Below are 21,740 nucleotides of genomic sequence, written 5' to 3'. Positions count from 1 at the left end.
GGATGTAGGCGGTGGCGAGCTGCGCCTGCGCCGACAGGCGCGCGGCGGCCAAATCGGCGGCGCTGGCCTGGAGGTTGGCGTCGTTGCTTTCCACCGAGCGGCGGATGCGGCCCCAGAGGTCCGGCGCCCAGCTCGCCCCCAGCCCGGCGTCGTAGGTGGTCACCGGGGTTCCGCTGCGGCTGATGCCGGTGCCGGAACCGGTGCCGGAGGTGGCGCGGTCGCCCGACCCGACGCGTCCCACCCGGTCCGCCCCGCCGTTGATGGACAGGACCGGGAAAAAGGCGGAGCGGGCCTGGTCCGACAGCGCCTTGGCCTGCCGGTAGGCAGCCTCCGCCGCCTTCAGGCTCTGGTTGTCGACCTCCACCCGCTGCATCAGCCCGTGCAGCACCGGATCGTTGAAGACGGTCCACCAGGGTCCGGCCTCCGCCTGTCCGGGGGCTGCGGGGCGCCAGCCGTCATCGCGCGGGACGGGCGGTGCGAAGGCCACGGGGGTGATGCCGCCCTCCTTGTAGGCCGGCGGCACGGCCGCGGAAGGCCGCTCGTAGTCCGGCCCCACCGCGCAGGCCGACAGCAGGGTGAGGGCGCCGAGCGCCGTGCCCAGGAGACGGGCGCGCCGCCCGAAGATCGTCGTCATGTCAGGTTCATCCACGGTCAATCCCCTCTCCCGCCCCGGGAGAGGGAAGGGGCCCGCGCCGCAGGCGTGGGAAGGGTGAGGGTGCCGCCGAGAATCAGCGCCATGATCCTCACGGGACCCTCACCCGCCCGCTGTCGCGGGCACCCTCTCCCGGGGCGGGAGAGGGACTTTTCGGCAGTGGCCTCCATCATGCCGCGACCCCCGCCTCGGGGCGCCGCCAGCGTCGCCGGCACCACAGCCGGAAGCGGTCGAGGTACAGGTAGGTGACTGGGGTCGTGTAGAGGGTCAGCATCTGGCTGACCACCAGACCACCGACGATGGCGATGCCCAGCGGCTGGCGCAGTTCCGCGCCGTCGCCGGAGCCGAGCGCCAGCGGCAGGGCGCCCAGCAGGGCGGCGACCGTGGTCATCATGATCGGGCGGAAGCGCAGCAGACAGGCGCGGTGGATCGCGGTGCGCGGGTCCAGCCCCTCGCTCCGCTCCGCCTCCAGAGCCACGTCGATCATCATGATCGCGTTTTTCTTGACGATGCCGATCAGCAGGATGACGCCGATCAGCGCGATGACGCTCAGCTCCTTGTCCAGCGCCATCAGCGCGACCAGAGCCCCCACCCCGGCGGAGGGCAGGGTGGAGAGGATGGTCAGCGGGTGGATGTAGCTCTCGTAAAGCACGCCGAGCACGATGTAGACGGCGAGCAGCGCCGCCAGGATCAGCACAGGCTGGTCGCCGATCGACTGCTGGAACACCCGTGCGGTGCCCTGGAAGCTGCCCTGGATGGTCGTCGGCACGCCGATCCGGTCCATGGTGTGGCGGATCAGGGTCAGCCCCTCGCCCAGCGAGATGCCGGGGGCGAGGTTGAAGGAGATGGTGGTGGCGACGAACGGCCCCTGGTGGTTCACCGACAGCGGCGTGTTTTCCAGCGCGATGCGGGCGATGGCCGAAAGCGGGATCATCGTCTCCACGCCGGTGCTGAGCGCCGATCCGGTGGAGGCGGCGGTGCGGCCGGTTGTGGCGATCTGGTTGATGCGCTGGTTGCGCGCGGCCTCCGTGTCGGCCGTGGCGGCCCCGGCGATGGCGCTGGTCGCCTGGGTCCCGCTGACCGCGCCGCCGGATTTGCTGATGAGGATGTCCTTCATCATCTCCGGGTCCTCGCGGTACCGGGGGGCGACCTCCATGATCACGCGGTACTGGTTCAGCGGGTTGTAGATGGTCGAGGCGGAGCGCTGGCCGAACGCGTCGTAGAGCGTGTTGTTGATCTGGTTGAAGGACAGGCCCAGCCGCGCCGCGGCGTCGCGGTCCACCTTAACCTCCAGCGCCAGCCCGCGCTGCTGCTGGTCGGAGTTCACCTCGGTCAGCTCCGGCACCTGCTGAAGGGCCTGGGTCAGGCGGGGCGCCCAGGTCTGCAGCTCGTCCAGCGTGTCGCCCTGAAGCGTGAACTGGTAGTTGGCGTTGGATTGCCGCGCCCCCGCCCGCAAATCCTGCATGACCGACAGGTAGAGGTTGGCGCCGGGCACCTGGGTGAGCTGGGTGCGCAGCCGGGCGATCACCGCGTCCGCCGTCACGTCGCGCTGCGCCAGCGGCTTCAGCGAGACGGCCATGAAGCCGCTGTTGGTCCGGCTGCCGCCGGTGTAGCCGACCACCGTGTCCACCGCCGGGTCGGCCTGCACCAGCGCCACGAAGCGCTCCATCTTCTCCTTCATCAGCGCGAAGGAGGTGCTCTGGTCCGCCACGACGAAGCCGATCAGCCGGCCGGTGTCCTGCTGCGGGAAGAAGCCCTTGGGGATGATCGTGAAGAGATGGACGCTGAGCGCCACGGTCGCCGCGAAGACCACCATGGTCAGCAGGCTGTTGTCGAGCGCCGCCGTCAGCGTCCGGTCGTAGAGGCGCAGCGTGCCCCCGCCGATCCACGTGCCGAACCGGCGCAGGGCGGCCACGGCGCGGCCCGGTTCCCTGGCCTTGCGCGGCTCGCGCAGCAGGATGGCGCACATCATCGGCGTGGTGGTCAGGCTGATGACCATCGAGACCAGGATGGCGATGGACAGGGTCAGGGCGAATTCGCGGAACAGCCGGCCGACGATGCCGCCCATCAGCAGGATCGGGATGAAGACGGCGACCAGAGACACGCTCATCGACAGGACGGTGAAGCCGACCTCCCGCGCGCCGCGCAGCGCCGCCTGGGTGCGGGACATGCCGTTCTCGATGTGGCGGGCGATGTTCTCCAGCACGACGATGGCGTCGTCCACCACGAAGCCGGTGGCGATGGTCAGCGCCATCAGCGACAGGTTGTTCAGGCTGTAGCCCAGCAGATACATGGCGCCGAAGGTGGCGACCAGCGACACCGGCACCACCACGCTGGGGATCAGCGCCGCCCGCGCGTTGCGCAGGAACAGGAACACCACCATCACCACCAGCCCGACGGCGATGACGAGCGTGTGCTCCACCTCGGCCAGCGAGGCGCGGATGGTCGTGGTGCGGTCGCTGGAGACCGACAGGTCGATGTCGGCGGGGATGGAGGCGCGAAGCTCCGGCAGCATGGCCTTCACCCGGTCCACCGTCTCGATGATGTTGGCCGCCGGCTGGCGGTTCAGGATCAGCAGGACGGACGGCTTGCCGTTGGTGATGCCGGCGTTGCGCAGATCCTCCACGCTGTCCGACACCTCGGCCACGTCGGAGAGGCGGACCGCCGCCCCGTTGCGGTAGGCGATGACCAGAGACCGGTATTCCTCCGCCTTGCGGGCCTGGTCGTTGGTGTAGATCTGGAAGCGCAGCTCCCCGTCCTCCACCGCGCCCTTGGGGGCGTTGGCGTTGGCGGACGCAATGGCGGCGCGCACGTCCTCCAGCCCGATGCCGTACTGGAACAGGGCGCGCGGGTTCAGCTCCACCCGCACGGCGGGCAGCGAGCTGCCGCCGATGCTGACCTGCCCGACGCCCTCCACCTGCGACAGCTTCTGCTGGAGCACGGTCGCCGCGGAATCGTAGAGCTGCCCCTGGCTGAGCGTCGCCGAGGTCATGGTCAGGATCATGATCGGGGCGTCGGCGGGGTTGACCTTGCGGTAGGTCGGGTTGCTGCGCAGGCTGGACGGCAGGTCGGCGCGGGCGGCGTTGATGGCCGCCTGCACCTCCCGCCCCGCGCCGTCGATGTCGCGGTTCAGCCCGAACTGCAGCGTGATGCGCGTCGATCCGGCGGAGCTGGAGGAGGTCATCTCCGTCACGTCGGCGATCTGCGCCAGATGCCGCTCCAGCGGCGTCGCGACGCTCGCCGCCATCGTCTCCGGGCTGGCGCCGGGCATCGAGGCGCTGACCGAGATGGTCGGGAAATCCACCTGCGGCAGCGGCGACACCGGCAGCCCCAGGAAGCCCAGCGCCCCGGCCAGCGCCAGCCCGAGCGTCAGCAGGGTCGTCGCCACTGGCCGCCGGATGAAGGGCGCCGACAGGTTGGCGGCCCAGCTCATCGCGCGGTCCCTTCCGCCTGCCCGCCGGGGCGCCCGCGCAGCTTTGCTGCCAGCCGGTCGAAGGCCAGATAGATCACCGGCGTGGTGTAGAGGGTCAGAAGCTGGCTGAGGATCAGCCCGCCGACGATGGACACGCCCATCGGCTGGCGCAGCTCCGACCCCGTGCCGGTGCCGAGCATCAGCGGCAGGGCGCCGAGCAGAGCCGCCATGGTCGTCATCAGGATCGGGCGGAAGCGCAGCAGGCAGGCCTGATAGATGGCCTCGCGCGGGGGCTTGCCCTCCTCCCGCTCGGCGTCGAGCGCGAAGTCGATCATCATGATCGCGTTCTTCTTCACGATGCCGATCAGCAGGATGATGCCGATGATGGCGATGATGTCCAGGTCGTGTCCGGCCAGCATCAGCGCGATCAGCGCCCCCACCCCTGCCGAGGGCAGGGTGGACAGGATCGTGATCGGGTGGATGTAGCTCTCGTAGAGGACGCCCAGCACGATGTACATCGTGACGATGGCCGCCAGGATCAGCAGAAGCTGGTTGCCCAGCGATGCCTGGAAGGCCAGGGCCGCGCCCTGGAAGCGGGTCAGCACGCTGGCCGGCAGGCCAAGCTCCTGCTCCGCCGCCTCGATGGCCTTGACGGCGGCGCCCAGCGACACCCCCGGCGCGAGGTTGAAGGAGACGGTGACCGCCGGGAACTGCCCGAAATGGTTGATCTGGAGCGGCGCGTTGCGCACCTCCATCCGCGCGAAGGCGGCCAGCGGCACCTGCCCGCCGCCCGCCGAAGGCAGATGGATGGAGGTGAGAAGCTGGTCCACCGTCATGCGGTCGGGGTCGGCCTCCAGGATCACGCGGAACTGGTTGGCCTGGGTGAAGATGGTCGAGACGATGCGCTGGCCGAAGGAGTCGTACAGCGCGTTGTCGATGGCCGCCGTGGTGACGCCGTAGCGCGCGGCGGTGTCGCGGTCGATGGTGATGGCGGCCGACAGCCCCTTCTCCTGAAGGTTGCTGGTGACGTCGGTGATCTCCGGCACCGCGGCCAGCCGGTCGATCAGCCGAGGCGCCCAGACGCGCAGCTCCTCGGGATTCGCGTCCTCAAGCACGAACTGGTACTGGGTGCGGCTGACCGTGGCGTCGATGGTCAGGTCCTGCACCGGCTGCATGAACAGCTCGATTCCGGGTATGGCGGCGGTGTTGTGGCGGATGCGGCGGATGATGTCGGCCACAGGATCCGTCCGCTGCTCCTTCGGCTTCAGGTTGATGAGGAGGCGCCCGCTGTTCATGGTGGTGTTGGTGCCGTCCACCCCGATGAAGGAGGACAGGCTGACCACGTCGGGGTCCTTCAGCACCTCCACCGCCAGCGCCCGCTGCCGCTCAGCCATGGCGGCGTAGGAGACGGATTGGGTGGCCTCCGTCACGCCCTGGATCAGGCCGGTGTCCTGGGCCGGGAAGAAGCCCTTGGGGATGGCGGTGTAGAGCACCACCGTCAGCGCCAGCGTGCCCACGGCGACCAGCAGCGTCACCCCCTGGCGGTCCAGCACCCAGCGCAGCGTGCGGGCGTAGCCGGCGATCACCGCGTCGAACCACGCCTCGCTGCGCCGGGCGATGGCGGACATCTCGCGCGGCTCGCGGTGGCGCAGCAGCTTGGCGCAGAGCATCGGCACCAGCGTCAGCGAGACGACGGCGGAGATCAGGATGGTGACGGCCAGCGTGATCGCGAACTCGCGGAACAGCCGGCCGACCACGTCGCCCATGAACAGCAGCGGGATCAGCACGGCGATCAGCGAGACGGTCAGCGACACGATGGTGAAGCCGATCTGCTTCGACCCCTTCAGCGCGGCCTGGAGCGGGGATTCGCCGCGCTCGACATGGCGGGCGATGTTCTCGATCATCACGATGGCGTCGTCGACGACGAAGCCGGTCGCGACGGTCAGCGCCATCAAGGACAGGTTGTTCAGGCTGAAGCCCGCCAGATACATCACCGCGAAGGTGCCGACCAGCGACAGCGGCACCGACAGGCTGGGGATGACCGTCGCCGGGATGTTGCGCAGGAACAGGAAGATCACCAGGACGACCAGCCCCATGGCCACCATCATCTCCATCTGCACGTCCTCGACGGAGGCGCGGATGGTCACGGTGCGGTCGGTCAGCACGGCGACATCGACCGAGCCGGGCAGGGCAGCGGTCAGGTTGGGCAGCAACTCCTTCACCCGGTCCACCACCTCGATCACGTTGGCGCCGGGCTGGCGCTGGATGTTCAGGAGGATGGCCGGCGTGTCGTTCATCCAGGCGCCCAGCCGGGTGTTCTCGGCGCTGTCCACCACCTCGGCCACGTCGGACAGGCGGACCGGGGCGCCGCTGCGGTAGGCGACGACGAGGTCCTTGTATTCGTCGGCCCGGCGGAGCTGGTCGTTGGCGTTGATGGTGTAGTTGCGGGTCGGCCCGTCGATGGTGCCCTTGGGCGAGTTGACGTTGGCCGTGTTGATGGTGCTGCGCAGGTCGTCGATGTTCAGCCCATAGGCGGCCAGCGCCTGGACGTTGGCGCGGATGCGCACCGCCGGGCGGTGCCCGCCGCTGAGGCTGACCAGACCGACGCCGGGAAGCTGCGACAGCTTCTGCGCGAAGCGGCTGTCGGCCAGATCCTGCACCTGGGTCAGCGGCAGCGTCTTGGAGGTCAGGGCGAGAGTCAGGATCGGCGCGTCGGCCGGGTTGACCTTGGCGTAGATCGGGGGGGCGGGCAGGTCGGAGGGCAGCAGGTTCCCGGCGGCGTTGATGGCCGCCTGCACCTCCTGCTCCGCGATGTCGATGCTGAGTTCCAGCCCGAACTGGAGCGTGATGACCGACGCCCCGGCGGCGCTGACCGAGGACATCTGGACCAGCCCCGGCATCTGGCCGAGCTGGCGCTCCAGCGGGGCGGTGACCGAGGAGGTCATCACCTCCGGGCTGGCGCCGGGGAAGAAGGTCTGGACCTGGATCGTCGGGTATTCCACCGCCGGCAGCGCCGACAGCGGCAGGAAGCGGTAGGACACCGCCCCCACCAGCAGGATCGCCAGCATCAGCAGCGAGGTGGCGACCGGGCGGACTACGAAGGGGTGGGAGATATTCATGGCCGGAGTTCGCGGGGAGGCGCGTTACGACGCGTTGCGCTGGGGACGGCGCTGCGGGCGCGGCCCCTCGCTGGACGGTGCCGGGGTTGCCGGAGCCGCGCCGTCGGTCGCCGCGACCTTGGCGCCCTCGCGCAGCCGGTCGGCGCCCTGGATCACCACCGTCTCGCCGGGCTGCACGCCCTGTGTGATGACGGTCTTCGCCCCGTCGCTGGCGCCCAGCGTCACCGGGCGGACCGAGGCCGTGCTGTCGGCGCCGTTCACCACATAGACGTAGGTGCCGGGCGCCCCGCGCTGCACCGCCGCCACCGGGACCATCGGCACGCCGGCCAGCGTGTCCACCAGAAGCTGGACGTTGACGAACTGGTTGGGGAACAGCGACTGGTCGGCGTTGTCGAACTGGGCGCGCAGCTTCACCGTGCCGGTGGTCACGTCGATCTGGTTGTCCACCGTGGTCAGCGTGCCGGTCGCCAGCACGCGGTCGCGCGTCCGGTCGTAGGCGGTGACCGGCAGGTGCGCCCCGTCGCGCAGCCGCGCCATGATCGCCGGAATGTTGTCCTCCGGCAGGGTGAACAGGACGGAGATCGGCTGCACCTGGGTGATGACGACGATGCCGCCGGCCTCGCCCGCCGTGACGTAGTTGCCGGAATCGACCAGCCGCAGCCCGGCGCGGCCGGAAACGGGGGCGGTGATGCGGGTGTAGGACAGGTTCAGCTTGGCGTTCTCCACCGCCACCTGATCGGCCTTCACCGTGCCCTCATACTGCTGGACCAGCGATTCCTGGGTGTCGCGCTGCTGCTTGGCGATGGAGTCCTGCTTGACCAGCAGGCGGTAGCGCTCCAGGTCCAGCCGGGCGTTCTTCAGCAGCGCCTGATCGCGCAGAAGCTGGGCCTCGGCCTGCTCGACGGCGAGCTGAAAGGGCCGCGGGTCCACCTCCGCCAGGAAGTCGCCCTTCTGGACGGCCTGCCCCTCGGTGAAGGCGACCTGGGTGAGCTGGCCGCCGACCTGCGGACGCACCGTGACGGTGGCGAGCGACGAGACGGTGCCCAGCCCGTTCAGCCGGATCGGCATGTCGCCCTTTTCCACCGTGGCGGTGACCACCGGCGAGGCGGTCGGCATGCCGGGCCGGAACCCGCCGGGGCCGCCGCGCGCCGCCATCTCCGGCGCCGGGCGGAAGGCGAACCACCACACCCCGCCGCCGATCAGCGCCACCACCACCAGCCACGCCAGCACCCGTCCCAGGATCGAGCGGCGCCTGGGCGCGTCGGTCCGCTGGGCCTCGGGAGCCGTCCGGTCCCGGCGGGCCTCCGGCGCTGCCGTGGCGGGACTGTCCGGCCCGGGCGCGGGCGGCGGTTTCAGGGGCGTGTCCAAATCCATCGGGTCCTTCATCGCCTGCGGGCGTCGTCCGGAAAGTCGCGTCGGGAGGGTGGCCGGCGGCCCGGCCCCGATCCCGGCGGGACGCTATCACGGCGTCGCGCGCAAAATATGTCCAGAAGGGATTAGATTTGTAACGCTCGGTAACAGCGTCGAGGGGCGTCGGGAATCCCCTCTCCCCTCCGGGGGGAGGGCTATGTTGCTCAGCCGCCGGACGCCAACCCCGTCACGAAGGCGGCGATGCGGCGGCAGGCCTCGGCAAGCTCCGCCTCGCCGACCGCGAAGGACAGGCGGACGCAGCCCGCCGCCGCCGGGCCGAAGGCGCCGGCGTCGAGCACCGACACGCCGGTCTCGCGAAACAGCCGCCATGCGAACTCCATGGTCGGCAGGCCGGTGCCGCGCACGTCCACCAGCATGAACATGCCGGCCTCCGGCTTCAGGCAGCGCAGGCCGGGAACGGAGCCGAGCGCCTCCAGCGCGATGTCGCGGCGGCGGCGGTAGCCCTCGCGCATCGCCGCCACCGCCTCGTCCCCCTGCTCGACGGCGACCAGTGCCGCCTGCTGCACGAAGCCCGGCAGGCCGTAGAGCATGCACAGCGCCAGCGTGCCCATATGGGCGACCAGCGGCGCCGGGGCGACCACCCAGCCGGCGCGCCAGCCGGTCATGGCGTGCGACTTGGACAGGCTGTTGATGGTCACCGTGCGCTCCGCCATGCCGGGCAGGGTGGCGATGCCGATGTGCGGCCGGTCGAAGGTCAGGCTGGCGTAGACCTCGTCGGCGACCACCCACAGATCGTGGCGGCGGGCGAGGTCGGCGACGGCCTCCAGCTCCTCCATGGACATCACAATGCCGGTGGGGTTGGCGGGGGTCGCCAGGAAGATGGCTCGGGTGCGCGGGGTGATGGCTGCGGCCAGCGCCGCCGGGTCCAGCCGCAGCGTGGCGGCGTCCGGGGCCACCGGGACCAGCGTGGCGCCCGACGCGCGGACGCAGGCCTCGTAGGTCAGGTACATCGGCTCCGGCACCAGCACCTCGTCCCCCGCCTCGACGAGGCAGAGGGTGGCGTTGAACAGCCCGTTCTGCGCCCCGGCACAGACGATGACGTTCTCCGGTTCCACCGGCAGGCCGGTGCGGCGGGTCACGTCGCGGGCCAGCGCGGCGCGCAGTTCCGGACGGCCGGGAATGGGGGTGTAATGGGTGTCGCCGGCGTGCAGGGCGGCGATGGCGGCGTCGCGCACCGGGGCGGGCGTGTCGAAATCGGGGTCGCCGACGCTTAGCACGATCACGTCCTCGCCGCGGCCCTTGGCGGTCCAGGCGGCGAAATGGATGTCCCAGGCCGCGACGCGGTCGCCGCGGATGCGGTCGGTGAGGGACGAGAAACGCATCGGCGGAGACTCCCTGGCAGGCTTTCGCATTGGCCGGAAAGGTTCCCGGCGGACGACCCATCCATATGCCCCAGGGCTGTGCCGGGGCACAACCGGGCGTTTGAGGGGCGACGGCGCAAGGCGGCCATTCATGCCCATTAGGACACCCTGATATGACCGACCGGCAATTGCAGCGCTGCGAAAGCGGGGCCTATGACGGACCTCAACGATAAAACGAGTGAATCGTCTGCCGAACAGTTTCCATCGGCAACAAACGCCCGAGAACGTGCAAAGGACAACCATGTACCGCGACCGTATTCGCCTGAAGTCCCTGTGGGGGAAGGTGGTGACGCCGGAAGAGGCGGCCCTGCTGATCCACGACGGCATGACCATCGGCATGAGCGGCTTCACCCGCGCCGGTGACGCCAAGGCGGTTCCGCTGGCGCTGGCCGAACGCGCCGCGACGGAGCGGCTGAAGGTCACGCTGATGACCGGCGCCTCGCTCGGCAACGACGTGGACCGCATCCTGACGGAGGCCGGGGTGCTGGCCCGCCGCCTGCCGTTCCAGGCCGACCCGGTGCTGCGCAAGGCGATCAACCGCGGCGAGGTGATGTTCGTCGACCAGCACCTGTCGGAGACGGTCGAGCTTCTGCGCTCCCGCCAGATGGGGCCGGTGAACGTGGCGGTGATCGAGGCCTGCGCGATCACCGAGACGGGCGGGATCGTCCCCACGACCTCGATCGGCAACTCCGCGACCTTCGCCATCCTGGCCGAGAAGGTCATCGTCGAGCTGAACCTGACCCAGCCGCTCGACCTGGAGGGGATGCACGACGTCTACATTCCGACGCGCCGCCCCTTCCGCGAACCGATCCCGGTGGTGACCGCGGAGAGCCGCGCCGGCCTGCCCTATATCCCCATCGACCCGTCGAAGATCGCGGCCATCGTGGTGACCCGCAAGCAGGACAGCAGCGCCACCATCCTGCCGCCGGACGGCGAGACCCGGGACATCGCCGGGCACCTGATCGAGTTCCTCGACCGCGAGGTGCGGCAGGGCCGGCTGGGGCGCTCGCTGAACCCGCTCCAGGCCGGGATCGGGACCATCGCCAACGCCGTGCTGCACGGCATGATCGACAGCCCGTTCCACGAGCTGACCATGTACAGCGAGGTCCTGCAGGACAGCACCTTCGAGCTGTTCGACGCCGGCAAGCTGACCTTCGCCTCAGGCTCCTCGATCACGCTGAGCGCCGGCAAATACGCGGAGGTCCTGCCGAGGATCGGCAGCTACAAGGGCCGGCTGCTGCTGCGGCCGCAGGAGATCTCCAACCACCCGGAGGTCATCCGCCGGCTGGGCGTGATCGGCATCAACACGGCGCTGGAGTGCGACATCTACGGCAACGTGAACTCGACCCACGTCAACGGCACGCAGATGATGAACGGCATCGGCGGCTCCGGCGACTTCGCGCGCAACGCCCATCTCGCCATCTTCGTCACCAAGTCGCTGGCCAAGGACGGCCGGATCTCCAGCGTCGTGCCGATGGTCACCCACACCGACCACAACGAGCATGACGTGGACGTCCTGGTGACCGAAACCGGTCTGGCCGACCTGCGCGGCCTCGCCCCGCGCGAGCGGGCGGAGACGATCATCCGCAACTGTGTCCACCCCGGCTACCGCGAGCTGGCGCTGGACTATCACCGCCGGGCGCTCCAGCGCGGCGGCCACACGCCGCATCTGCTGGAGGAAGCCTTCTCCTGGCACCAGCGCTACCAGCAGACGGGCAGCATGCGGCCGGCCTGACGCCCCGATGGGGGCGCGCGCCGGATCAGGGGCAGACGGCCTCGACGATCCGGCACACGTCCCCGGCGGTGCGCGGGGTGAAGCGGGCCAGCAGCCCGCCGCGCAGTTCGGGCACGATCAGCGACACCGGCTGTTCGGCGGGAACCGTCAGGTCATGGTCGAGGTCGCAGACGCTGACGTAATCCAGCCCGGTCATGGCGACCAGGAGCGACTGCCGCCCCCGCTCGTCGACGGCGTGGGCGATGGCCCGCCCGTTGACGGCGGCGTAGGCGGCGGCCTGATCCTGGGTGTAGCGGGACACCGGCAGCACCCGCAGCGACGGGTGGCTGCGCAGGACCGTGGCGATGAGGGCGTTGAGGCCGCTGGACAGGCTCGGCATGGGTTCCAAAGGCTTCCGACTGTGGAGCGCCATGCTACCACGAATTCGGCCGTTGGGGGCGCCACCCCCGCGCGACGCACAAATGGTCACGCGGGGGTCACGCTCGCGCAAGGCTGTCAGCCGGCGCGGACCCGCGCGATGAAGCCGTGGATCTCGTCGCGCAGCAGGTCGGAATCGCGGGACAGGCTGTTCGCGGCGTCCAGCACCTCCGCGGCGGCCTCGCGCACGTCGGTGGCCGACTGGCTGACGCCGCCGATGTTGCCGGAGACCAGCCGGGTGCCCTGGGCCGCCTGCTGGATGTTGCGGCCGATCTCGTGCGTGGCGGCGGTCTGCTCCTCCACGGCGGCGGCGATGGCGCCGGCGATGGCGTCCACGTCGGCGATGGTCCGGGCGATGTTGCGGATGGCCGTCACGGTGCCTTCGGTGATCGCCTGGATCTCGGTGATCTGGCTGGCGATCTCCTCGGTCGCCTGGGAGGTCTGGGTGGCCAGCGCCTTGACCTCGCCCGCCACCACGGCGAAGCCCTTGCCGGCCTCGCCCGCGCGCGCCGCCTCAATGGTGGCGTTCAGCGCCAGCAGGTTGGTCTGCGACGCGATGTTCTGGATCAGGTTGACCACGTCGCCGATCTTCTGGGCGGCGCTGGCCAGCCGCTCGACCAGCGCGTTGGTCCGTTCCCCTTCGGTCACGGCGTCGCGGGCGACCGTCGCAGCACCGTTGACCTGACGGCCGATCTCCCCGATGGAGCTGCCGAGCTGCTCCGAGGCGGCGGCGACCGTCGCGACGTTGGCCGACGCCTGCTCCGTCGCGGCGGCGACCGAGGAGGCCTGTTCCGTCGTCGTCTCGGCGGCGCCGGTCATCGTCTGCGCGTTGCTCTGAAGCTGGCGGGCGGCCTGCGACACGGCCTGGACCACGCCCTGCACGTTGGCGTCGAACTGGTCGGCCAGGGCCAGCATGGCGGCGCGGCGGTCGGCCTCCATCTGGCGCTTCTGCGCGTCGCTCTCCTCCTGGAGGCGGCGCATGTCGAGCCCGTTGCTCTTGAAGACCTGGAGCGCGCGGGCGAGCAGGCCGACCTCGTCCGTGCGTTCGGTGCCCTGGATGGACACGGTCAGGTCGCCGGCGGCGATCGAGGTCATCTCCGAGGTCAGGCGGTGCAGCGGACGCACGACGAAGAACAGGAGGATGGACCCCAGCAGGCCGAAGGCGAACAGCAGGCCGACGCCCGCGACCGTGTAGAGCCGCGTCATGACCTGTTGGGAGAGCGCGGTGGCGCGCTTCTCGGCCTCCCGCGTGTCGGCCATGCTCTGCTCCACCCGCTCGCCCAGCGCGGCGGTCAGCTTCTGCCGGACGGGGCGGCCGACGTCGATGGACACGCGGATGGCGCCGTCGGTGTCGAAGCCGCGGGCCAGCTGCACGGTCGTCTGGGCAACGCGCTCATACTCCCCGACGATCGACTTGATGGCCTGGATGCTCTCGCGCTCCGCCGGGTCGTCGTAGGCCTCGGCCAGCGTGTCGATGGCGGACAGGGCCTTGGCGATGTTGGCCGTGAGCTGCGCGTTGGCGGCGTCGATGGCCTCGCGGGACGAGGCGACGATGGCGTTCGCCTCGGTGTCCATGGCGTCGCCCAGCGCCGATTGCACGGCGATGGTTGCGCCGAGCCGGTCGGCAACCAGTTCGGTGATGCGGGCGGTTGAGCTTGTCAGATCGGAGATCGCGCTCCGGGCGGTCCAGACGAGGCTGGCGATGACGATCAGCAGAACAAGAACCGGGACGAGGATCTTGTGCAATAACTTGCGGTTCGAGAACCAGCGGTGCAGCGGCATGTCCAAGGCTTTCCAGTAAACGGGCTCGATCGGTGGGGCGGCGCGGGCGCCAGGAGCCGGGTCCAAAAAATTCCCCCGCAGCCTTGCGGCATGCGGGGGGAGGTGAGACGCGCCGTCAGCCGGCCAGCCGATCCCAGCAGCCGTCTAAGGCAGGGGACAGCTTGTGCTTCATGATGCGCTGGCTGGGGGTGCGCTCGAACTCCTCGACCACCGCGATGTAGCGCGGATTCTGGTAGGGCGCGAGCTGTTTTCCGAGCCAGCCGGACAACGACGGGATGTCCAGCGTCGCCCCGGCCTTCGGCTTCACGAACAGCTTGATGTCCTGCTCGCCCACGTCGGCTGCGACGCCGATGATGGCGCAGTCCTCGACGCTGGGGTGAGTGGCCGCCACATGCTCGACCTCCCAGGCCGAGACGTTCTCGCCCTTGCAGCGCACGCTGTCGGTCATCCGGCCGTGGAACAGCAGCGTCCCGCTTTCGTCGAGCGAGCCGAGGTCGCCGGTGTGCAGGGCGCCGTCCTTGAGCGCGCGGGCCGTCGCCTCCGGGTTGCGGAAATAGCCGGGAAAGATGGCGCCGGGGCGGTCGGTGCGGACGACGATCTCGCCCCGTTCGCCCTGCGGCACCGGCTTGCCCGCGCCGTCCAGCAGTTCCACGCTGAACCAGGGCATCGGGCGGCCGACCGCGCCGACCACGCCCTCGTCGTTGCAGGTGGTGATGCTCGACGCCTCGGTCATGCCGTAGCATTCGCGGATCTGCACGCCGAACCGCTCCTCGAAGGGCGTCCAGGTCTCCTTGGGGCAGCCGCCGCCCCAGGCGATGCGCACGGGGTGGTCATGGTCGCGCGGCGAGACGGGCTGCTTCAGCAGGATCTGCAGGATGCCGCCCAGATAATGGATATGGGTCGCCCCATACTCGCGCACTTGGTCCCAGAAGCGGCTGGCGCTGAAGCGGTCGACCATGGCCAGCGACACGTTGCGGATCAGCGGCATGACGATCATCTGGGCGCCGCCGATGTGGTACAGCGGCTCCCACACGAACAGCACGTCGCCGTCGCGGGCGGCGGAGACGCGGGCCACCGCCTCGCCGGCCAGCCGCATCATGCGGTGCGACACCAGCACGCCCTTGGGCCGCCCGGTGGTGCCGGAGGTGTACATGATGGCGAAGGTGTCGTCGGGGGCGGGCGGCGCCTCATCGAAGGCGGCGTCGGACTCCAGCAGGGCTTCCAGCCGCAGCGCCGCGGCGGGGTCGCCCTGGACGATCAGCGGCGTGCCGGCGCGTACCGCTCCCGTCTCGGCGATCACCGGCAGGAACTCGGCCTCGGCGATGATGGCGCCGGGCTCCGAATGCTCCAGGATGTAGCGCAGGCCCTCGCCGCGCTGCTGGGCGTTGATCGGCACCCAGACCAGCCCCGCCTTGGCGAGGCCGAACAGGGTGGAGAGCACCAGCGGGCTGTTGCGCAGCATCAGCGCCACGCGGTCGCCGGGCTTCAGCCCCAGCCGCCGCAGCTCCGCAGCCACGCCGTCGGACTGGCGGTCGAGCGTGGAGAAGCTGAGAGCCTCGCCGTTGAAGCGGGCGAACAGGCGGGCACGCCCGGTCCGGGCCGCCTGCGTGAACAGGCGGACGAACCCTTCATCGAAATCGGACATGATGCGTATCTCGAATGCGTTTGGTCGGTTGGTTGCGGATCAGCGCGCCGGACGGCGCAGCCATTCCGCCATCAGCAGCAGGGCCATCACGATCGCGAAGACCACGACGGACACGGCGGCCAGCGTCGGGTTCAACTGGAGGATCATGTCGTCCCACATCTGCTTGGGCAGCGTGGTCTTGACACCGCCGCTGACGAAGATCGCCACGGTCAGCTCGTCGAAGGAGGTGATGAAGGCGAACAGGAAGGCCGCCACCAGACCGCCGCGGATCAGCGGAACGGTGACCAGCATCAGCGTCCGGAAGCGGTTCGCCCCCAGCGTCGCCGCCGCCTGGTCCAGCCGCCAGTCGTGCCCCTTGACCACCGCGGAGATCGCAACGAAGGCGAAGGGCAGGGCGAGCACCGTGTGGCCGATGATCAGGCCGAGGTCGGTGGCGACCAGCCCGATCTGGGCGAACAGGTAGAACAGCCCGACCGCGATGACGATGCGCGGCACGATCATCGGCGCCAGGAAGAAGGCGAAGATCGCCCCCCGCCAGCGCGAGGAGGAGCGGGCGAGCGCCAGCGCGGCCAGACCGGCGACCAGCGTCGCCAGGACCGCCGTGGCGAAGGCCACCGCGAAGGAGCGGATCGTCGCCGACACCCACAGGTCGGAGTTGAAGTAGACGCGGAACCACTCCAGCCCGTAGCCCGGCGGCGGGAAGTCGAGGAAGGGGGAGGTGGTGAAGGCGATGGGCACCACGACCAGCGCCGGGGCGACCAGGAAGACGATCACCAGGGCTGAATAGAGCGGCAGCAGCCGGTCCATCATCTTCGGCCCCAGCGCGCGTCCCACTGGGCCACCCAGCGCCGTTGACGCCTTGGCGAGCGCCGACAGGATCTTCATCCCGGCGCTGCGCAGGTGGCCCTGGCCGCTGCCGGTCCGCCCGGAGGTTTCTCCCGACAGGGAGGACAGGCCGAACAGCCGGTCGTAGACCCAGCAGGTGACCAGTGCCGCGACCAGCATGAAGGTGGCCAGCGCGCCGGCGAAGGCCCAGTTCAGCATCTCCTGGATCTGGGTGATGATGAGCTGCGCCAGCATGGTCTGCTGCGGCCCGCCGAGCAGCGCCGGCACGATGAAGAAGCCGAGCGAGGAGATGAAGGTGAGCAGGCCCGCCGCCGCCACGCCGGGCAGCGAGAGCTGGAAATAGACCAGCCAGAAGGCGTTGGCCGGCGGCGCGCCCAGCGTCTCGGCCGCCTGGACCAGCCGGCGGTCGATGGTGGTCAGCACCGGCAGCATGGTCAGCACGGCCAGCGGCAGCATGGCGTGGACCATGCCGGCCATCACGCCGAACTCGTTGTGCAGCAGCGGCAGGGGGGACATCCCGGTGCCGGAAAGGATCTGGTTGATGACGCCGGTGCGCCCCAGGATGACCATCCAGGCGAAGGTCTTCACCAGATAGCTGGTCCAGAAGGGCACCATCACCGCCAGGATCGCCAGCCCGCGCTGCCGCTCCGGCAACTGCGCCAGCCAGTAGGCCAGCGGATAGCCGAACAGGAGCGACAGCAGGGCGGTCAGCCCGGCGATGCGGAAGGTGCTCATCAGGACGCGGAAATAGACGTCCGTGGCGACGATGCGGGCGTAATGGTCGCCGGTCCAGGCCGAGGTCTCCAGGTCCTGGACGCTGAGGCCGAGCAGCCGCAGCACCGGGAACAGGAAGAAAATGGCCAGGAAGGCGAGCCCGGGGGCGGCCAGCCACAGCGGGCCGAAGCGCAGCCGCCGCCGCGCCGCGGCGAAGGCGCCGTCGTGGTTCAGGGTGGCGGCGCTCATGACACCAGCACCCCGGCGTCGGCGCGCCAGCGCACCGCGACCACCTCGCCCAGCCGCGGCGGGGCGGTGCCGCGGCGCAGGCGGACGGTGATCGTCTCCTCGCCGCCAAGCGACACCAGGACACGGGTCTCGGACCCGGCATAGACGGTGTCCACGACCTCGCCCCGCACCTCGTTGTCGCCCTCGCCGTCGATGTCGAGCTGCTCGGGGCGGACGACCAGCGTGCCGTCCGGACGGTCCGGCGTGTCGGCGGACAGGCGGAAGCTGCCGTTGCCGGTGACCAGCATGGGCGCTCCGGTTCCGTCGCGCTTGACCTGCCCGCGGAAGATGTTCGACACGCCGATGAAGTCGGCGGCAAAGGCGGTCTTCGGACGGGCGTAGATGTCGTGCGGGGTGCCGAGCTGCTCGATGCGGGCATGGTTCATCAGGCAGATGCGGTCCGACATGGCCAGGGCTTCCTCCTGGTCATGGGTGACGTAGATGATCGTCGCGCCCGTTTCGCGGTGCAGGCGCTTGATCTCGTACTGCATGTGCTCGCGCAGCTTCTTGTCGAGCGCCCCCAGCGGCTCGTCCATCAAAATGACCGAGGGCTGGTAGACGAAGCAGCGCGCCAGGGCGACGCGCTGCTGCTGCCCACCGGACAGCTCCTTGGGAAAGCGCCCGGCGAGATGGCCGAGATGGACCATCTCCAGCGCTTCCTTCACGCGCCGCGCCAGATCCGCCGGGGCGACGCCGCGCATGCGCAGGGGAAAGCCGATGTTCTCCGCCACCGTCAGGTGCGGGAACAGGGCGTAATGCTGGAAGACGAGGCCGATGTCCCGCTTGTGCACGGGAGTCCGGGTCTCGTCCTGCCCGTCGATCAGGATGCGCCCGCCGCTCGGCTCCACCAGCCCGCAGATCATCTGCAGCAGCGTGGTCTTGCCGGACCCCGACGGGCCGAGCAGCGTCAGGAACTCGCCCGCCGGGACTTCCAGGCGGGTGGGTTCCAGCGCCGTGATGGCGCCGTACCGTTTGGTCAGGCCGTCGACCAGCAGCTTCGGCGTGGCGGCGGCTCCGGCCTGGACCGGCGCTGTCCGCGCCTGTGCGAGCGGTGAGAGCATGGCGGCGGGTCTCCTTTCCGACAGGCGGGCTTAGCCGAGGATCCAGGCGTTGAAGCGCTCGTTCATCTTCGACCGGTTGGCGCCCCACCAATCTTCCTTGGCGATGGTCATCACCTTCAGATTGTCTTCGAAGGTGGGCAGCGCCTGGGCGCGCTCCTTCGGGATGCTCTTGTAGGCGTCGAGGTTGGTCGGGCCGTAGGCCAGCACCTCGGTGAAGACCGCCTGACGGGACGGATCGGCGCAGAACTTGATGAACTGGCGGGCGGCGTCGGCGCGCGGGTTGCCGCGCGGGATGCCCCAGCCCTCGATCGAATAGAGCCCCTGGTTCCAATTGATCTTCACCGGGGCGCCGCCGTCGATCACCGCCTGGGCGCGGGCGTTCCACAGGGCGATCATGTCGACCTCGCCGCTCTGGATGAGCTGGCTGGACTGGGCGCCGCCGGTCCACCACACGGCGACGTGCGGCTTGATGCGGTCGAGCGCCTTGAAGGCGCGGTCGACGTCGAGCGGGTAGAGCTGGTCGAGCGGCACGCCGTCGGCGAGCAGCGCCTGCTCCAGCGTGTCGATCGGGTTCTTGCGCAGCGAGCGGCGGCCCGGGAACTTCTCGACGTTCCAGAAATCGGCCCAGCTCTGCGGGGCGTTGGAGGCGAACTTGTCGGCGCGGTAGCCGAGGATGGTCGAATAGACGTCGGTGCCCATCCAATGGCTGGTCAGCGACTCCGGCATCAGACCGGGGACGTCCGCCGCCGCGAAGTTCAGCGGCTCCAGCAGGTTCTGCTTCATCAGGATGTCGCGCGCCGACAGGGTCAGCGTGCAGACGTCCCAGGTGTAGGACTTGGTCTCGACGATGGCCTTGAACTGGGCGGTCGGCTCCGCCTCGCGGGCGACGTTGACGACCTTGATGCCGGTGGCCTTCTCGAACGGGTCGTAGAAGGACTTGCGGAAGGCCGGGCTGTAAGGGCCGCCCGGGTCGGCGACGGTGATCTGCTGCGTGGCGGCGAAGGCCGGACGCAGCAGCCCGGCGGGCAGGGTGGCGCCCAGCGCGACGCCGGCGGCGCCCTTCATCAGGCTGCGGCGGCCCATGGAGAAGCCGGAGGTCTTGCTCATGTGAAACTCCCTGTTCTGTGCGGCCGGGGCGTCTCTGTTGCCCCGGTGGATGAGCGCCGCCGTGGCGGCGCGGGTGGGCGGATCGTTGCGCCCAGGAAGAGCCGTGTTTGGGGCGTGAGCCCGAATTACGCGCGCTTCGCGGCGCGCTTGGCGAGGAACTCCTCCATCATCCGGGCCGGTTCGCCGGACGCGTAGGCCTCGCGCTGGATGCGCACGCCGGCGGCCAGGGCGTCGCGGAAGCCGGCTTCGGTCATCTCGCGGAAGCGCTGCTTGTCCAGGCGCATGGCGACCGGCGGCTTGGCGGCCAGCTCCTCGGCCAGGGCCAGGGATTCGGCCATCACGCGGTCCTGCGGGACGATACGGTTGATCAGGCCGATGCGGTGGCTTTCCTCGGCGTCCATCAGCCGGCCGGACAGGGTCAGATCCATGGTGCGGGCCAGACCGATCATCTCCTTCATGATCCACGGGCCGGTGGTGCTGGCGATGCCCGAGTTGATCTCCGGCTGGCCCATGCGCACCCCAGCGTGGCCGATGCGGAAGTCGCCGAGCAGGGCGACCTGGAAGGCGGAGCCGGCGGCGACGCCGTTCAGCGCGATGATCAGCGGCTTCGACAGGGTGCGCATGCGGTGGTAGAGGCGCTCCCACTCCGCCACCCACTCCTCGGCGCGGTCGGCGTCGAAGGTCTTGGTCTCGTTCAGGTCCTGCCCGGCACCGAAGGCGCGGTCGCCGGCCCCGGTCAGGATGATCGCGCGCACGCCGTCCTGGTTCTCGAACTGGTCGAAGGCGACGACCAGCTCGTCGCGCATCGCGGCGTTCCAGGCGTTCAGGATCTCCGGGCGGTTCAGCGTGATGATGCCGACCGGGCCGCGGACCTCGGTGAGGATGAATTTGAACACGGGACCACTCCTGTAAGCGGGGCGTTTCGCGCGCCTTGCGGATGTTCCGGCGCCCCTCGGCGCGGCGCGTCGTATTGCAATACGATACTTGGTATTGAATAGCTTGGCTTGCTTTGCTAGACCTGTCAACGGTATCTCTCGCACACGAACCACAGGACCGATCGCCATGGCTCCGCGCCGTCCGTCTTCCCGACAGTCAGACACGGAATCCGCAACCATCGACGCGGACGCCCCGGTGAAGGAGGGCGGCACCGCGCGCGCCGGCGATCCCTTGATGGTGATGTCCGTGGAGAAGGCGTTCCGTGTGCTGAACGCGTTCGACGCGGCGCGCCCGACGATGAGCCTGACCCAGATCGCCTCGATCGTCGGGTTGGACAAAAGCGCGGCGCAGCGCTTCACCCACACGCTGGAAAAGCTGGGCTACCTGCACAAGGACCCGGAAACGAAGCGGTTCGAGCTGACGGTCAAGACGCTCGACCTCGGCCATCATTATCTGCGCGGCAACGGGCTGCTCGAACGCTCGATGCCCTACCTGATGCATCTCAGCAAGACGACCGAGGAGACGATCAATCTGACCATGCTGGACGACACGGAGATCGTCTTCGTGTCGCGCTTCATGAGCCGCCATGTGCTGAACACCGACGTCGTCATCGGCATGCGGATGCCGGCCTACTGCACGGCGCCGGGGGTAGCGATGCTGTCGCGGATGCCGATGGAGGAGGTCGTCGCCCTGATCGACCGGATGGACCTGCACCCCTTCACGCCGAACACCACATGGAAGCGGGAGGATCTGCTGGCGAAGATCGAGCGGTCCGCCGGCCTCGGCTATGCCACCGCCTTCGAGGAATACTACCACGGGGACCTGTCGATCGCGGCGGCCGTCGTCGGTCCGGCCGGGATGCCCATCGGCGCCATCAACATCGCCGTCTCGCGCTCGCGCTTCACCCCGCAGGAGGCGGAGGAGCGCTTCGCCCCGCTGGTCGTTGCTGCCGCGTCGTCCATCTCCACCATCGGCCGTCCGACACCACCGAGGAAAAACACTCTTCGATGAAAAAAGCGCTTGCCGGGCTAATCCAACCCGCCTATAACCCGGCTCCCACGACGCCGGGGCCGCTGAGAAGCGCGACGGCGGCAAGGGAACGGCGGAGACGCCGAAGACGAGACGAAGTAACGATGGCCGATGTGAAAACAAAGGCTTGACAGACCAAGTCGGATCTTCTAGACAAAGCGCCCCGACGCGCCGCACCGGACTCCGGCAGCGCAGCGCGGATGGG

At 69.6% G+C, this 21,740-nt stretch carries 14 protein-coding genes; 2 read left to right on the top strand and 12 right to left on the bottom strand.

Going from position 1 to position 21,740, the window contains the following annotated elements:
• From GBZ26_RS12605 to GBZ26_RS12585, 5 genes are all read right to left on the bottom strand, one after another.
• On the bottom strand, positions 1-634 hold a 634-nt coding region (locus GBZ26_RS12605), incomplete at its 3' end, for a TolC family protein (RefSeq protein WP_174439139.1).
• A 187-nt stretch (positions 635-821) separates the two neighbouring features.
• Positions 822-4,085, bottom strand: coding sequence for an efflux RND transporter permease subunit (locus GBZ26_RS12600; protein WP_174439138.1), 3,264 nt, complete (start codon positions 4,083-4,085; stop codon positions 822-824).
• A complete protein-coding gene (locus GBZ26_RS12595) occupies positions 4,082-7,183 on the bottom strand; it encodes an MdtB/MuxB family multidrug efflux RND transporter permease subunit (protein ID WP_174439137.1) in 3,102 nt (1,033 codons plus the stop codon). The genes GBZ26_RS12600 and GBZ26_RS12595 overlap by 4 nt, the downstream gene beginning before the upstream one ends.
• 24 nt (positions 7,184-7,207) lie before the next feature.
• Positions 7,208-8,557 carry an MdtA/MuxA family multidrug efflux RND transporter periplasmic adaptor subunit gene (locus GBZ26_RS12590; protein WP_174439136.1) on the bottom strand — a complete coding sequence of 450 codons (1,350 nt, stop codon included), beginning with the start codon at positions 8,555-8,557 and terminating at the stop codon, positions 7,208-7,210.
• Between the two features lie 200 nt (positions 8,558-8,757).
• Positions 8,758-9,936, bottom strand: a complete 1,179-nt coding sequence (locus GBZ26_RS12585; protein WP_174439135.1) for a pyridoxal phosphate-dependent aminotransferase — start codon at positions 9,934-9,936, stop codon at positions 8,758-8,760.
• 280 nt (positions 9,937-10,216) lie between these two features.
• Between GBZ26_RS12585 and scpC the strand changes: the two genes are divergently transcribed.
• Positions 10,217-11,710 (top strand): succinyl-CoA:acetate CoA-transferase ScpC, encoded by a 1,494-nt coding sequence (gene scpC / locus GBZ26_RS12580; RefSeq protein ID WP_174439134.1) that lies wholly within the window; start codon positions 10,217-10,219, stop codon positions 11,708-11,710.
• Positions 11,711-11,735: 25 nt separating this feature from the next.
• Here scpC and GBZ26_RS12575 read toward each other — a convergent pair whose 3' ends face one another.
• From GBZ26_RS12575 to GBZ26_RS12545, 7 genes are all read right to left on the bottom strand, one after another.
• Positions 11,736-12,089 carry a hypothetical protein gene (locus GBZ26_RS12575; RefSeq protein WP_174439133.1) on the bottom strand — a complete coding sequence of 118 codons (354 nt, stop codon included), beginning with the start codon at positions 12,087-12,089 and terminating at the stop codon, positions 11,736-11,738.
• Between the two features lie 116 nt (positions 12,090-12,205).
• Positions 12,206-13,909, bottom strand: a complete 1,704-nt coding sequence (locus GBZ26_RS12570; protein WP_174439132.1) for a methyl-accepting chemotaxis protein — start codon at positions 13,907-13,909, stop codon at positions 12,206-12,208.
• Between the two features lie 115 nt (positions 13,910-14,024).
• Positions 14,025-15,554: an AMP-binding protein gene (locus GBZ26_RS12565; RefSeq protein WP_174439131.1), complete on the bottom strand. Its 1,530-nt coding sequence runs from the start codon at positions 15,552-15,554 to the stop codon at positions 14,025-14,027.
• 39 nt (positions 15,555-15,593) lie between these two features.
• Entirely contained in the window at positions 15,594-17,363 is a 1,770-nt protein-coding gene (locus tag GBZ26_RS12560; protein ID WP_174439130.1) for an ABC transporter permease subunit, read from the bottom strand.
• On the bottom strand, positions 17,360-18,463 hold the full coding sequence (locus GBZ26_RS12555; RefSeq protein WP_174439129.1) for an ABC transporter ATP-binding protein: 1,104 nt from the start codon (positions 18,461-18,463) through the stop codon (positions 17,360-17,362). Before GBZ26_RS12555 ends, GBZ26_RS12560 begins: the two co-directional genes overlap by 4 nt.
• Before the next feature lie 30 nt (positions 18,464-18,493).
• Positions 18,494-19,570, bottom strand: a complete 1,077-nt coding sequence (locus GBZ26_RS12550; protein ID WP_174439128.1) for a polyamine ABC transporter substrate-binding protein — start codon at positions 19,568-19,570, stop codon at positions 18,494-18,496.
• A 125-nt stretch (positions 19,571-19,695) separates the two neighbouring features.
• Positions 19,696-20,466 (bottom strand): enoyl-CoA hydratase/isomerase family protein, encoded by a 771-nt coding sequence (locus tag GBZ26_RS12545; protein WP_040136931.1) that lies wholly within the window; start codon positions 20,464-20,466, stop codon positions 19,696-19,698.
• Positions 20,467-20,632: 166 nt separating this feature from the next.
• On the opposite strand from GBZ26_RS12545, the gene GBZ26_RS12540 reads away from it, so the two are divergent.
• A complete protein-coding gene (locus tag GBZ26_RS12540; protein ID WP_174439127.1) occupies positions 20,633-21,517 on the top strand; it encodes an IclR family transcriptional regulator in 885 nt (294 codons plus the stop codon).
• Positions 21,518-21,740 lie beyond the last annotated feature (223 nt).

Origin of the sequence: Azospirillum formosense (assembly GCF_013340925.1) — a bacterium.
Classification (GTDB): domain Bacteria; phylum Pseudomonadota; class Alphaproteobacteria; order Azospirillales; family Azospirillaceae; genus Azospirillum; species Azospirillum formosense.
The sequence above is the reverse complement of the archived record's forward strand: the minus strand, read 5'-3'. Positions and strand labels throughout refer to the sequence as shown.